At 63.3% G+C, this 12,914-nt stretch carries 11 protein-coding genes and 1 pseudogene; 11 read left to right on the plus strand and 1 reads right to left on the minus strand.

Annotation, left to right across the window (positions count from 1 at the left end):
• Positions 1 to 29 precede the first annotated feature (29 nt).
• From ACQ4MS_RS15295 to ACQ4MS_RS15325, 7 genes and pseudogenes are all read left to right on the plus strand, one after another.
• On the plus strand, positions 30 to 962 hold the full coding sequence (locus ACQ4MS_RS15295; protein WP_431095489.1) for a LysR family transcriptional regulator: 933 nt from the start codon (positions 30 to 32) through the stop codon (positions 960 to 962).
• A gap of 75 nt (positions 963 to 1,037) precedes the next feature.
• Positions 1,038 to 2,618 (plus strand): annotated as a pseudogene (locus tag ACQ4MS_RS15300) (ABC transporter ATP-binding protein); the annotation flags it as partial.
• A gap of 317 nt (positions 2,619 to 2,935) precedes the next feature.
• On the plus strand, positions 2,936 to 4,045 hold the full coding sequence (locus ACQ4MS_RS15305; RefSeq protein ID WP_431095490.1) for an ABC transporter permease: 1,110 nt from the start codon (positions 2,936 to 2,938) through the stop codon (positions 4,043 to 4,045).
• On the plus strand, positions 4,045 to 4,965 hold the full coding sequence (locus tag ACQ4MS_RS15310; RefSeq protein WP_431095491.1) for an ABC transporter permease: 921 nt from the start codon (positions 4,045 to 4,047) through the stop codon (positions 4,963 to 4,965). The genes ACQ4MS_RS15305 and ACQ4MS_RS15310 overlap by 1 nt, the downstream gene beginning before the upstream one ends.
• Before the next feature lie 110 nt (positions 4,966 to 5,075).
• On the plus strand, positions 5,076 to 6,230 hold the full coding sequence (locus ACQ4MS_RS15315; RefSeq protein ID WP_431095492.1) for a BMP family ABC transporter substrate-binding protein: 1,155 nt from the start codon (positions 5,076 to 5,078) through the stop codon (positions 6,228 to 6,230).
• A gap of 122 nt (positions 6,231 to 6,352) precedes the next feature.
• Positions 6,353 to 7,405 (plus strand): adenosine deaminase, encoded by a 1,053-nt coding sequence (locus tag ACQ4MS_RS15320; RefSeq protein ID WP_431095493.1) that lies wholly within the window; start codon positions 6,353 to 6,355, stop codon positions 7,403 to 7,405.
• 54 nt (positions 7,406 to 7,459) lie between these two features.
• A complete protein-coding gene (locus ACQ4MS_RS15325; RefSeq protein ID WP_431095494.1) occupies positions 7,460 to 8,746 on the plus strand; it encodes a YbfB/YjiJ family MFS transporter in 1,287 nt (428 codons plus the stop codon).
• An 11-nt stretch (positions 8,747 to 8,757) separates the two neighbouring features.
• On the opposite strand, the gene ACQ4MS_RS15330 is transcribed toward ACQ4MS_RS15325, so the two are convergent.
• Positions 8,758 to 9,162 (minus strand): tautomerase family protein, encoded by a 405-nt coding sequence (locus ACQ4MS_RS15330; protein WP_431095495.1) that lies wholly within the window; start codon positions 9,160 to 9,162, stop codon positions 8,758 to 8,760.
• A 130-nt stretch (positions 9,163 to 9,292) separates the two neighbouring features.
• On the opposite strand from ACQ4MS_RS15330, the gene ACQ4MS_RS15335 reads away from it, so the two are divergent.
• From ACQ4MS_RS15335 to guaD, 4 genes are all read left to right on the plus strand, one after another.
• Positions 9,293 to 10,177: a LysR substrate-binding domain-containing protein gene (locus ACQ4MS_RS15335; protein WP_431095496.1), complete on the plus strand. Its 885-nt coding sequence runs from the start codon at positions 9,293 to 9,295 to the stop codon at positions 10,175 to 10,177.
• A 237-nt stretch (positions 10,178 to 10,414) separates the two neighbouring features.
• A complete protein-coding gene (gene queE / locus ACQ4MS_RS15340; protein WP_431095497.1) occupies positions 10,415 to 11,050 on the plus strand; it encodes a 7-carboxy-7-deazaguanine synthase in 636 nt (211 codons plus the stop codon).
• A 29-nt stretch (positions 11,051 to 11,079) separates the two neighbouring features.
• On the plus strand, positions 11,080 to 11,442 hold the full coding sequence (locus ACQ4MS_RS15345) for a 6-pyruvoyl trahydropterin synthase family protein (RefSeq protein ID WP_431099601.1): 363 nt from the start codon (positions 11,080 to 11,082) through the stop codon (positions 11,440 to 11,442).
• Between the two features lie 77 nt (positions 11,443 to 11,519).
• Positions 11,520 to 12,809 (plus strand): guanine deaminase, encoded by a 1,290-nt coding sequence (gene guaD / locus ACQ4MS_RS15350; RefSeq protein ID WP_431095498.1) that lies wholly within the window; start codon positions 11,520 to 11,522, stop codon positions 12,807 to 12,809.
• Positions 12,810 to 12,914 lie beyond the last annotated feature (105 nt).

Genomic DNA, 12,914 nt, shown 5'->3' on the forward strand with positions numbered 1-12,914 from the left:
GTGCATATCAACCGCATGGGTGAAAAGGTATGAAAGACCAGGCGCTTTTCGACAAGATAGACCTCCATCTCATCAGGGTCTTAAACACCGTGCTTACCGAACGCAGCGTATCACGCGCCGCCCTCCGCCTGGGCATGTACCAGCCCGCTGTCAGCGCGGCGCTCAAGCGCCTGCGCGCGCTGGCGGGTGACCCAATCCTGGTGCGGTCCGGCTCCGGCATGGTGCCGACTGACGCGGGCCTGCGGATGATCGAGCCCTCGGCCAGCATTTTGCGTGCAGCCGGCATGCTGTTCAGCGATGCGCGCGGGTTTGACCCAGCCACGGCGCAGACTACCTTTCGCCTGGCGGCTAGCGACTACCTGGATCCGTCCTTCCTGCCGCAGCTGGTGGCGCAGATCAAGTCCCAGGCGCCCAGCTGCCATATTGAAATTCACCCGCTGTCCGCTGAATCGGATTACCGCACGCATCTGGCGCAAGGCCAGGCGGATATCGTCATCGGCAACTGGGCTGCGCCGCCCGACGACCTTCACATGGCGCGGCTTTTCGGCGACGAAGTGGTCTGCCTGGTCGCCAAAGACCATCCGGCCGTGCGCCGCGGCTGGGACGCCGCGACCTGGCTCGAGGCCGAACACATTGCACCCACTGCCACCCACCCCGGCGCCAAAGGCGTGATTGACGAGCATCTTGACACCCTGGGCATGGTGCGCAACATCACGGTGCGTTGCCCGCACTTCAGCCTCATGCCGTCCATGGTGGCATCAAGCTTGCTGGTGATGACCACTGGCCGTCAGTATTGCGAACGTTTTGCCGGCCTGTTGCCGGTGAAAATACTGCCCAGTCCGATCGCCTTTCCCCGCATGATGTATTACCAGCTTTGGCACGAACGCACACACGCCTCCAACTCGGCCCGGTGGCTGCGCGAGCGTGTCAAGTCCGTGGCTTCAATGCTACGAAAAGAATAGCTGCTTGCGCCCGTTTTACATGGGGTGCAGCCAGAATACCTATAAATTCAAGACAACACCGGATACCCAGAGACAATGACCGCAGCCTCGCCCCAGATTGACAGCCTGCCCGGCCGGCCGCCGCGGCTGCAGCTTTCCGGCATCACCAAAAGCTACCCCGGTGTGGTCGCCAACAACGACATTTCGCTGGTGGTGCAGCCCGGTGAAATCCACGCCGTGCTGGGCGAAAACGGCGCGGGCAAATCCACACTGATGAAGGTCATCTACGGCTCGGTCAAGCCCGACGCGGGCAGCGTGGAGATGGACGGCAAACCGGTGGCTGTTCGCAACCCGAACGAGGCGCGGGCGCTGGGCATCAGCATGGTGTTTCAGCACTTCAGCCTCTTCGACACGCTGACGGTGGCCGAGAACGTCTGGTTGGGGCTGGACAAACACCTCACGCTGGCCGAAGTCTCGCAGCGCATCCTGCAGACGACGCAAGCCTATGGCCTGCAGCTGGACCCGACGCGCCCCGTGCACACCCTGAGCGTGGGCGAGCGCCAGCGGGTGGAGATTGTCAGGGCGCTGCTCACGCATCCGCGGCTGCTGATCCTGGACGAACCCACGTCGGTGCTGACGCCGCAGGCGGTCGAGAACCTCTTTGTGACGCTGAGGACCCTGGCCGCACAGGGCTGCAGTATTTTGTACATCAGCCACAAGCTCCATGAAATCCGTGCGCTGTGCACTGCCTGCACGGTGCTGCGCGGCGGCAAGGTTTCCGGCTTTTGCGATCCGCGCCAGGAGTCCAATGCCTCGCTGAGCCGTCTGATGATTGGCGCCGAGCCGCCCGCGCTGGAGCACCGCGATGTGCGCGCCGGTGCCGTAGTGCTTGACGTGAAGCAGCTCGACCTGCAAAAGGAAGACCAGTTCGGTGTCGACCTGTACCAGGTCGCGCTGGAGGTGCGGGCCGGTGAGGTGGTCGGCATTGCCGGTGTGTCGGGCAACGGCCAGAAGGAATTGCTCTATGCGTTGTCGGGCGAAGACACTCGCGCAGCCAGCGAGGCAATCACGGTCAAGGGACAGCCTGTGGGAAAGTTCGGGCCAGGCGGCCGGCGTGCGCTGGGCCTGCATTTTGTGCCTGAGGAACGCCTGGGCCGCGGCGCCGTGCCGTCGCTTTCGCTGGCGCGCAACCTCTTGCTGACGCGCAAGGAAGCTGTGGGCAAGGGCGGCTGGCTCGACCGAGGTGCCTTGCAGGCGCAGGCCGCCCGCATCATTGCTGACTACAAGGTGAAGTCCGGCGGTCCGCAGGCAGTGGCCAAATCCCTTTCGGGTGGCAACCTGCAGAAATTCATCATGGGCCGCGAGATTGATGCGCGGCCTGAACTGCTGATCGTCTCGCAGCCGACCTGGGGCGTCGATGTGGGTGCGGCCACGCAGATACGGGGCGAGCTGCTCAAGCTGCGCGACACCGGTTGTGCGGTGCTGGTGGTGAGCGAAGAGCTCGAAGAACTGTTTGACATCTGCGACAGGCTTTATGTGATGGCCAAGGGCCAGCTCTCACCGTCGCTGCCGCGCGCCGATGCCACGGTGGAGCTCGTGGGGCAGTGGATGAGCGGATTGTGGACGGCGTCGACTGGAAATTCGGATGTCGAATCGTCTGCCGGACGCACTTCTGCCGTCATAGAAGTACATCGTCAGGCGTGCTGTAGTGCGGACGATCAAGCCGGCCCGCTGGCTATTACATATCCAAAAATACAGGAGGAATCCTTGCGTTCCTTGATTGATCGGATTGAGGCATCCGGCTTTCTGCAATATTCCGCCTCACATGATTCCCTCTTTGCCTTCGCTGGAGAAAAATTGCTGGCTAGAGTCTTTAGCCCATCCTTGAAAAAGGCACCTGAATACGAGGTCGATCCGGATGCGCTTGTTGATCAGCTGTTGACTGCCGGTTCTCTTCACTGGGTGTTTGATTTGCATCTGGGAAGGGCTTCGGCATGAAACTCGAAATCCGTCCCCAGCCGTCTTCTTTCTGGAGCTACGCCTCCCCCGTGCTGGCCCTGCTGATCACCGTGCTGATTGGCGTGGCGCTGTTTGTGGCGCTGGGCAAGGACCCGGTCAAGGGTTTGCAGGTCTTCTTTTGGGAGCCCATCAAGACTCCCTATGCCCTGGGTGAGCTGCTGGTTAAAGCCACACCGCTGCTCATCATTGCGCTGGGCCTCGCGGTGTGCTTTCGCTCCAACGTCTGGAACATTGGCGCCGAAGGCCAGTTCGTCATGGGCGCGATCGCCGCAGGCGGCGTCGCGCTTCTGGCTGAAAAAACCACGGGTCCCTGGATTGTCCCGGCCATTTTGCTGGCAGGCCTTGCGGGCGGCATGCTGTGGGCCGGCATCACCGCTTTGCTGCGCGACCGTTTCAACGCCAATGAGATCCTGGTCAGCCTGATGCTGGTCTACGTGGCGGAGATGGTTCTGAACTTCCTGGTCTTCGGTCCGTGGAAAGACCCCAACGGCTACAACTTTCCCCAAACCAAAACCTTCGAAGCCGTCACCCAGATCCCGCGGCTTATGCAGGGTTCGCGTGTGAACATCGGCATCGTCCTCGCACTGCTGGGCGTGGCGGGCCTGTGGCTGTTCATGTTTCGTACGCATGCGGGGTTCCGGCATGAAGTCAGCGGCCTTGCGCCTGCGGCCGCGCGTTATGCCGGGTTCTCGTCACGCCGGGCGTTGTGGCTGGCGCTGCTGACGTCGGGCGCCGCGGCGGGCCTGGCTGGTGCGCTCGAAGTGGCCGGCCCTATCGGCCAGCTGACGCCCTACGTCCCGGCGGGCTACGGTTTTGCCGCCATCATCGTCGCCTTCGTCGGGCGGCTGCATCCGGTAGGGGTGGTGTTCTCGGCCATCCTGATGAGCATGTTCTATATCGGCGGCGAACTTGCGCAGTCGCGCCTGGGACTGCCCAAGTCCATCACCGGTGTGTTCCAGGGCCTGCTGCTCTTCAGCCTGCTGGCCTGCGACACGCTGATCGCTTACCGCCTCAGGCTGGCCAGGCCGATCCCCATGCCGGTGGTCACACCGGCTTCAACCGACCTTGTGAAAGGAGCCGGCTGATGGACTCCACCGCATTGCTCATCGCGGCCACACTCAGTGCGGGTACCGTGCTGGCCATCGCCGCGCTCGGCCTGCTGATCAACGAGAAGGCCGGCATTGTCAACCTGGGCGCCGAGGGAATGATGCTGTGCGCCGCCATTGCAGGCTTTGCCACCGTGGTGCATACCGGCAACAGCTGGCTGGGCTTTGCGGCCGGCATGGCGGCGGGTGCTTTTCTGGCGGCGGTTTTCGGTGTGCTGGTGATCTGGCTCAACACCAACCAGTACGCCACGGGCCTGGCACTCAGCCTCTTCGGCGCGGGTTTTTCAGCCTTTGCCGGCATCAAGTATGTGCAGGAGAAGCTGCCCGAGCAGTCGCAGTACCCCATTCCGTTCCTGGCGGACATTCCGCTCGCGGGCCCGGCGCTGTTCCGTCAGCATCCCATGGTCTACATCGCGATGGCGCTCACGGCCGGACTGATCTGGTTTTTGTACCGTACGCGCGCCGGGCTGGTGCTGCGTTCGGTCGGTGAAAGCCCTGAGTCGGCGCATGCCCTGGGCTACCCGGTGCGGCGCATACGGCTGGCGGCGGTGGTGGCCGGCGGCGCGCTGTGCGGGCTGGCTGGGGCCTATGTGTCGGTGGTCTACACGCCACTGTGGGTCGAAGGCATGATCGCGGGCAAGGGCTGGATCGCGCTGGCGCTCACCACCTTTGCCACCTGGCGCCCGGCACGGGTTTTGCTGGGTGCTTACCTGTTCGGCGGCGTGACCATGCTGCAGTTTCACCTGCAAAGCCTGGGTGTGAATATGCCCACGCAGTTCCTGAGCATGCTGCCCTACCTGTCCACCATCGTGGTGCTGGTGCTGATCTCGCGCAACCCCCTGTGGATTCGCGTCAACATGCCCAGCTCCATCGGCAAGCCTTTTTACCCGGGGGCCTGATGGTTATTTCATGATGTATTGGCGGCCAATCCGCCGCATAATTGCCTTTTTTCGCCTTCCCGCGCCACTTTTCATTTCAATGCCATTTCCAACAACGAAAGCGAGTTCACATGACTGACCTGCAAAAACGATCCCTGCTCAAGCTGGCGGCCCTGTCGGCTGTGGCCGGGGCGGCCCTGATGGGCTGCGGCAAGAAGGAAGAGCCGGTAGCGGCGCCTGCCGCACCGGCACCAGCGGCGGCAGCGCCTGCCAAGGTCGAGCCCCTGAAAATCGCGTTTGCCTATGTCGGCCCGGTAGGTGACGGCGGCTGGACCTTTGCGCACGACAACGGCCGCAAGGCCGTGGAAAAGGCCTATGGCGACAAGGTTGTCACCAGCTTCGTGGAAAAAGTACCCGAGTCGGCTGACGCCGAACGCGTGATCCGCGACATGGCGGCCCAGGGCAACAAGCTGATCTTCGGCACCACCTTCGGTTACATGGAGCCCATGCTCAAGGTTGCGGGCGACACCAAGGACGTGAAGTTCGAGCACGCCACCGGCTACAAGCAGGGGGAGAACATGCGCACCTATGACAGCCGCACTTACGAAGGCGCCTACATGGCCGGCGTGATCGCGGGCAAGATGAGCAAGACCGGCACGCTGGGTGTGGTCGGCTCGGTGCCGATTCCTGAAGTGGTGCGCAACATCAACAGCTTCACGCTGGGCGCGCAGTCGGTCAATCCGAAGGTCAAGACCAAAGTGGTGTGGGTCAATGAGTGGTTCAACCCACCCAAGGAAACCGAAGCCGCCACGGCGCTCATCAACGGCGGCGCTGACGTGCTGTTCCAGAACACCGACTCCTCCGCCGTGCTGCAGACCGCCGAAAAAATGGGCAAACGCGCATTCGGCTGGGATTCGGACATGACCGCCTACGGCCCCAAAGCCCACCTGGCATCGGCCATCATCAATTGGGGCCCGTACTACGTCAAAGCCGTGGGTGAGGCGCTGGACGGCACCTGGAAGGGCAACACCGCCGCCTGGTGGGGCGTCAAGGAAGGCGCGATCGACATCGTGTCCGTCGCCGCCGACGTACCGGACGACACCAAGAAGCGCGTCGAGGAAGTCAAGGCCGGGCTCAAGGATGGCAGCTTCTCGATCTGGAAGGGTCCTATCACCGACAACACCGGCAAGGAACTGCTGGCCAAGGATGTGGTGGCAGACGACAAATTTCTCGGTGGCCTGAAGACTTACGTCAAAGGCGTCGAAGGCAAGGTTCCCGGCAACTGAGGATAATGGACGGAGCGCCGTGCCCGAGGCAAAGTCCCCGGGCCGGAGCGCTCGCAACGTAGTTTTAAAGCTGCCTTCGGGCAGCTTTTTTGTTCAGGTATTGATGCGCTTCAGGAGCTGAGATGACGCCCGCACAAGTCAAGATAAAAACCGTCGCCGCAGACCGCTTGCCCGCGCTGTTAAAGCGCATGCCCAAGGCTGAACTGCACATGCACATCGAAGGCTCACTCGAGCCCGAACTGATCTTTGCGCTGGCCCGCCGCAACAACGTGGATATCCCATACACCAGCGTCGAAGAGCTGCGCAGCGCCTACGCCTTCACCAACCTGCAAAGCTTTCTCGACATCTACTACGCCGGTGCCAGCGTGCTCATCACCGAGCAGGACTTCTATGACATGGCGCAGGCTTACTTGCGCAAGGCCGCCGCAGACAACGTGGTACATACCGAAATGTTCTTTGACCCGCAGACGCACACGGCACGCGGTGTCAGCATGGAAACGGTTGTCAACGGCCTGCACCGGGCCTGCGTGGACGCCGGAACTGAGCTGGGGGTCAGCGCCTCGCTCATCCTGTGTTTTCTGCGCCACCTCAGCGAGGAAGACGCGTTTGAAACGCTGGAGCAGGCCCTGCCGCATCGCGACAAATTCATCGGCATAGGGCTCGATTCGGGCGAGATCGGCAATCCACCGGAAAAGTTCGCCCGCGTGTTCGCGCGTTGCCGCGAACTGGGTTTTCACCTGGTGGCCCACGCAGGTGAGGAAGGCCCGCCCGAATACGTCTGGACCGCGCTCGACTTGCTCAAGGTGGAGCGTGTGGACCATGGCGTGCGCTCCAGCCGCGATGCGTTGTTGATGCAACGCCTGGCCAAAGACCGCATTCCGCTGACCGTGTGTCCGCTCTCCAATCTCAAGCTCTGCGTGTTCCCGGACCTTGCCAGCCACAACCTGCGCGAGCTGCTCGATGCCGGGCTGGCCGCTACCGTCAACTCGGACGATCCAGCCTATTTTGGTGGCTATATGAACGAGAATTTCACGCAAACCTTTGCCGCGACGGGGCTGGAAGCGAAGCATGCCTATGCGTTGGCGCGCAACAGCTTTGAGGCGAGTTTTATCGACGCCTCGGCGAAATCCCGTTACATCAATCGCCTGAATGAAACCTTCGAAGCATTCCAGTAAGCCGTGCGCCTTGACTCCTGGCGGGGCTGAACGAGCATTGACGGAGACCTGTGTATGGCGTTAACGCCAAAAGAGGGGCAATTTCCCGTAGCCCACAGCCCCTGGCCTATCGCGCTGGCGGGGCTGGTGGCGCTGGCGGTGGCCATGGGCCTCGGCCGCTTTGCTTTTACGCCGCTGTTGCCCATGATGCTTAACGACGGCGTGGTCGATTTGCCAACGGCCAGCTGGCTGGCAAGCGCCAACTACTTTGGCTACATGCTGGGTGCGATTCTTTGCACGCTACAGCCCTGGCTTTGGGCGCGTTTCAAGTGGCTGCCATCGCTGGCTTACTCTTCGCTGGTGCGCGCCGGACTGCTTGCCACCGGCGTGTTGACCCTGGCCATGGCGTGGCAGTTTCCTGCGGTGTGGCCGCTGTTGCGGTTTGCCGCGGGTGTGACCAGCGCGGTGGTGTTTGTCTTCACATCTGGCTGGTGTTTATCGCAGCTCGCCAAGCGGGGCGTGCCTGCGATGGGCGGCATCATCTACGTTGGCCCCGGAGCAGGCATTGTGGTGAGCGGGTTGTTTGCCACCGGCATGGTGGCCTGGAATTGGAGAGCCGCCACGGGCTGGATGATTTTCGGCGCGCTGGCCTTTGTGCTGGCCGCCTCGGTGTGGCAGGTCTTGCGCGGCGGTGACGAACGCCTGACCGCACTGGCGCCGCGGAGTGCCATCCAGCCGGGCGATTCGTTGCAGCGCCACGGCCACGCAGAGATGACCCTGCTTACGCTGGCCTATGGTCTCGCCGGTTTCGGCTACATCATCACCGCCACCTTTTTGCCGGTAATCGCGCGCGCGGCGCTGCCGGGGTCGGCCTGGCTGGACATGTTCTGGCCCATCTTCGGCCTGGGCGTGATGATGGGCGCGTTGCTGGCCACACGGCTGCCGCCGGGCAAGGACTTCCGCCTGCTGCTGGCGGGCTGCTACTTTCTGCAGGCCCTGGGTATCGCCGCCAGCCTCTGGAGCCCCAGCCTCGCGGGCTTTGCGCTGGGCAGCCTGATGCTGGGCATGCCGTTCACCGCCATCACCTTTTTTGCGATGCAGGAAGTGCGCCGCCTCAAGCCCGCCACTGCTGCGAGCTTCATGGGCCTGCTGACCGCCACCTACGGCGTGGGGCAAATCCTCGGCCCGCCGCTTGTCGCGCTGCTGCTCAAGCGCACACCCAACGCGGGCGCGGGCTTCACCCTGTCGCTGGAGATCGCCGCCGCTTCACTGCTCGTGGGCGCCGTGATGTACCTGTGGATGGCCAGGGCTTATCCGGTGCTGCAAGCGCTGCCGGCGGGCCCTGCCGCCGTCGGCAAATAGGCGGTATTTCTTCAGCCCGGGCCGGGCTGCTGCACCAGCGCCATGGCGAACTTGCCGCCGCCCACCGACCAGTCCGAGTAGTCGTTCTCGTGCATGAAGATAAAAACATCGTCAGGCGCCACACCGGCATTGGCTTTCAGGTTGCGCGCGATGGCGGCATAGAGCGCGCGCTTCATCGCATCGCTGCGGCCGCGCCGCAGCGTGATCTCGACGACCACCGGTTTTTCCGACCGGGCCATGCCATTGAAGGTCCGGTTGAAGAAAAACTGCCGCGCATCGTAGTCGTTCACCAGGTTGAACAGCTCGTCTTCCGGCATGCCAATGCTGTCGACCAGGGCCTGGTGTATGCCGTCGACGATGCCCTGCCGGTGTTCGGTACTGGTGCTTTGGTGGACGCTGGTGCGGATAAAAGGCATGTGATTTTTCCTCAATTGAAATTAAAGCGACTGCGAGTTGGATTCGCCAGGAACTGCGCGAATTCTCCCAAGTGAATGTGATCCGGCCAAACGATTTGTTCGCACGCTATATGTGCCATAAACTCACATCATGACGCGCCGCCTCCCACCCCTGAACGCCTTGCGCGCCTTTGAAGCCGCAGCACGGCTGGGCCGCATGACAGCGGCGGCCGAAGAACTCTCGGTCACGCCCGGCGCGATCAGCCGGCAGGTGCGGCAGCTCGAACAGGCGCTTGGCGTGCCGCTGTTCGAAGGCACCAAGAACAAGCCGCAGCTGACGGCCGCCGGCGCTTCGCTGCGGCCGGCGCTGTCCGCCGCACTCGACCAGATGGAAGCGGCGGTGCGCGAGGTGCGCAGCGGCGAGGCCGGCATGCTGGATGTGTCCTGCTTCAGCACCTTCACCGTCAAATGGCTGATTCCGCGCCTGTACGGCTTCAACGCGCTGCACCCGGAGACTGAAATCCGCCTCAGCGCGGCTGAGCAGGCGGCGGACCTGGACCGCGGCCGCCACGACCTCGTCATCACGGTGGCCGAACGCGGTGCCCAGGCTTCGGCCACCTTGTTGCCGCTGTTTGTGGAGCGCTTGGGGCCTGTGATGGCGCCCGCGCTGGCGGCCAGGGCGGATGTGCGCAAGCCCCAGGACCTGGCGGTCCTGCCGCTGCTGCACACCCGAACGCGGCCCGACGCATGGCGGACCTGGTGCGAATCACGCGGCGCCAGCTTCCCCGTGCAGGGCGGCCCGGCTTTCGAACACTATTACTTCACGCTGGAAGCCGCGGTGGGCGGGCTGGGCGTCTGCATTGCGCCCTGGCACCTGGTGATGGACGACCTGCGGGCCGGCCGCCTGGTCGCGCCGCTGGGCTTTGACGAGAGCGCCTACCAGTACGTGGCTCTGCGCCGGGCCGGGGCACATGCGCGGCTGGACAGCTTCTGCGGCTGGCTGCAGGCGCAGGCGCGCGAGATGCCAGTGCCTTGAGACTGAAACTGCCCGCAAATCCCCTGAAAACCCGCCATAGTCCCTGAGTCGCTAAAATCAGGCCCTTTGGCGTGCTGTCCCGGCGCGCCCGCATCCTGTTTCTTCCGGGGCCATGTAGAGGACTACCATGTATAAAAACCTCGCGACCCCCGGTCTTTCGGCTTGTGTGGGCGCCTGTTTTATCTCTCTTTCTTTCCCTTTGACCTTGCACCCGCAGATGCCTGCGCAGGCCGCGCCATGAGCTACCAGGTCAAGGAAATTTTCTACACGCTGCAAGGCGAGGGCGCCAATGCCGGGCGCCCGGCGGTGTTCTGCCGCTTTGCCGGCTGCAACCTCTGGACGGGCCGCGAGCAGGACCGCGCCACGGCCGTGTGCCAGTTTTGCGACACCGACTTTGTCGGCACCAACGGCACCCTGGGCGGCAAGTTCAGGGATGCCGACGCACTGGCCGATCGCATCGCCGCGCAATGGCCTGCGGGCGACAGCAGCCACCGTTTTGTCGTGATGACGGGCGGCGAGCCGCTGTTGCAGGTCGATGCTGAACTCATTGCGGCGTTGCATGCGCGCGGTTTTCAGATCGCGGTTGAGACCAACGGCACCATTGCCGCGCCAGAGGGCATCGACTGGATCTGCGTGAGCCCCAAGGCCGGCGCGCCCTGGGTGCAACGCGCGGGGCACGAGCTGAAAGTGGTGTGGCCTCAGGCCAGCTTTGACCTGGCCGAACTCGAAGCCGCCGACTTCACCCATCGCTACCTGCAGCCCATGGACAACCCCCAGCGCCAGCAGAATACCGAAACCTGCATCCAGTTGTGCATGGAGCGCCCCGCGTGGCGGCTCAGCCTGCAGACCCACAAGATCACGGGCATCCGATGAGCACGAAAAAAACCACGACAGCAGTCCCCATGCGCTGCGAAATCAGCCAGACCTTTTACTTTGACGCGGCCCACACGCTCAAGCGTGCCATTGAGGCCGAAAGCAGCAAACGTGTGCACGGCCATACCTACAACGCCGAGGTCTTTGTGACCGGCGAGCCCGACGCGGCCACCGGCATGGTGATGGACCTGGGCCTGGTGCGGCGCGAAATCGCCGTGCTGCGCGAGGAGCTGGACCACCACCTGCTCGACGACGTGAAGGACCTGGGTCCGCCCACACTGGAGAACCTCTGCCAGTTCATCTTCCGCAAGCTCGATGCGCGTCTGCCGGGCCTGACCTCGGTACGCGTCTGGCGCGCCTCGCTGGGTGACGGCTGCCGCGTGAGCCGTTAGGTTCTCAGGCCAGGGCGATACACCTTATCGGGATTCAAATATCGCCGCCCCGGGGCTCCTGCGTTACCCTTGCCGTCATGAAAGCCTATCGCGCAGCCATCCTTTATTTCACCGGGCCCGCCCAAGCCCATTTCGAATCCGACGGCCTGCTCGTGGTGGGCCCAGACACCGAAGCCCGCCAGCGCGTAGAGGCCGTGGGCAGCTACCAGGCCCTGGCGCCGCGTTTTGCCAATGTGCCCACCGAGCACTTTCCGGGCCGCATCATCGCGCCGGGTTTTGTCGACATGCACATCCACTACCCGCAGCTGGATGTGATCGGCTCGCCCGCCGACGGCTTGCTGCCGTGGCTGGAGAACTACACCTTTCCAGAAGAAAAACGCTTCGCAGCCCAGGATCACAGTGCGCAAGCCGCTATTTTTTTCATAGCAGAGCTGCTGCGCAACGGCGTCACCACGGCGCTGGCCTTTGCCACCTCGCACGTTGAATCGGTCAACGCGCTCTTCACCGAGGCGCAAAAAGGCAGCCTTCGCCTGATGACCGGCAAATGCCTGATGGACCAGAACGCACCCGACGGCGTGCGCGACGAAACCGAACAAAGCCTCATCGACACCGAAGCACTGATCCAGCGATGGCATGGCGTGGACCGGCTGGGCTACGCCATCACGCCGCGCTTTGTGCCTAGCTGCAGTGAAGCGCAACTGCGCGGCGCCGGCGCGCTGGCCGCGAAGTACCCCGATGTATGGATCCAGTCCCACGTCGCCGAGAACAAGGACGAGATCGCCTGGGTGCGCCAGCTGTATCCGCAGGCCCGCAGCTACCTCAGCGTCTACGAACAGTTCGGCCTGTTGCGCCCGCGCGCGGTGTATGCCCACTGCATACACATCGACGACGAAGACCGCACGCTGATGCGCGCCACCGGCACGGCGGCCGCCGTCAGCCCGACCAGCAACCTGTTCCTGGGCAGCGGATTTTTTGACTATGAAGGCGCCGAGCGCGTGGGTTTTCCCTACGGCCTGGCCAGCGATGTGGGCGGCGGTACTTCCTTCAGTCCGTTTCACACCATGCTTGCGGCTTATTACGTCGGCCGCGAAGGACAGGCCAAACCGGGCCTGTCGCTCAAGCCGCAGGCGCTGTGGTGGCAGCACACGGCGGGCGCGGCGCGCGCGCTGGGGCTTGAAGGCGTGGTGGGCAACCTGCAGCCCGGCTGCGAGGCAGATTTTGTGGTGCTCAATCCCCAGGTCACGCCGCTGCTGGCGCGCAAGACCGCGCAGGCCGTGAACCTGGATGAACTGCTGTTCGCGATGATCGTGCTGGGTGACGACCGCCTGGTCGAAAAAACGGTGATCTCCCAAGCCAGCGGCAGTTAAGCCTGAATTAAGCTAAATATGGCTCCAGCCCTTTAAAAATGGGCGCAATAAGCTCCTGAATTGATAGCGTTTCAGGCCAGTGTCTTCCGGCCCATGGCTTGCCTA

Origin of the sequence: Polaromonas aquatica, from assembly GCF_050626995.1 — a bacterium.
GTDB lineage: Bacteria > Pseudomonadota > Gammaproteobacteria > Burkholderiales > Burkholderiaceae_C > Polaromonas > Polaromonas aquatica_A.

Bases quoted from the DNA above. Each gene is read 5' to 3' on its own strand.
- ACQ4MS_RS15295 (WP_431095489.1), top strand. From the start codon at position 30: ATGAAAGACCAGGCGCTTTTCGACAAGATAGACCTCCATCTCATCAGG.
- ACQ4MS_RS15305 (WP_431095490.1), top strand. From the start codon at position 2,936: ATGAAACTCGAAATCCGTCCCCAGCCGTCTTCTTTCTGGAGCTACGCC.
- ACQ4MS_RS15310 (WP_431095491.1), top strand. From the start codon at position 4,045: ATGGACTCCACCGCATTGCTCATCGCGGCCACACTCAGTGCGGGTACC.
- ACQ4MS_RS15315 (WP_431095492.1), top strand. From the start codon at position 5,076: ATGACTGACCTGCAAAAACGATCCCTGCTCAAGCTGGCGGCCCTGTCG.
- ACQ4MS_RS15320 (WP_431095493.1), top strand. From the start codon at position 6,353: ATGACGCCCGCACAAGTCAAGATAAAAACCGTCGCCGCAGACCGCTTG.
- ACQ4MS_RS15325 (WP_431095494.1), top strand. From the start codon at position 7,460: ATGGCGTTAACGCCAAAAGAGGGGCAATTTCCCGTAGCCCACAGCCCC.
- ACQ4MS_RS15330 (WP_431095495.1), bottom strand. From the start codon at position 9,162: ATGCCTTTTATCCGCACCAGCGTCCACCAAAGCACCAGTACCGAACAC.
- ACQ4MS_RS15335 (WP_431095496.1), top strand. From the start codon at position 9,293: ATGACGCGCCGCCTCCCACCCCTGAACGCCTTGCGCGCCTTTGAAGCC.
- queE (WP_431095497.1), top strand. From the start codon at position 10,415: ATGAGCTACCAGGTCAAGGAAATTTTCTACACGCTGCAAGGCGAGGGC.
- ACQ4MS_RS15345 (WP_431099601.1), top strand. From the start codon at position 11,080: ATGCGCTGCGAAATCAGCCAGACCTTTTACTTTGACGCGGCCCACACG.
- guaD (WP_431095498.1), top strand. From the start codon at position 11,520: ATGAAAGCCTATCGCGCAGCCATCCTTTATTTCACCGGGCCCGCCCAA.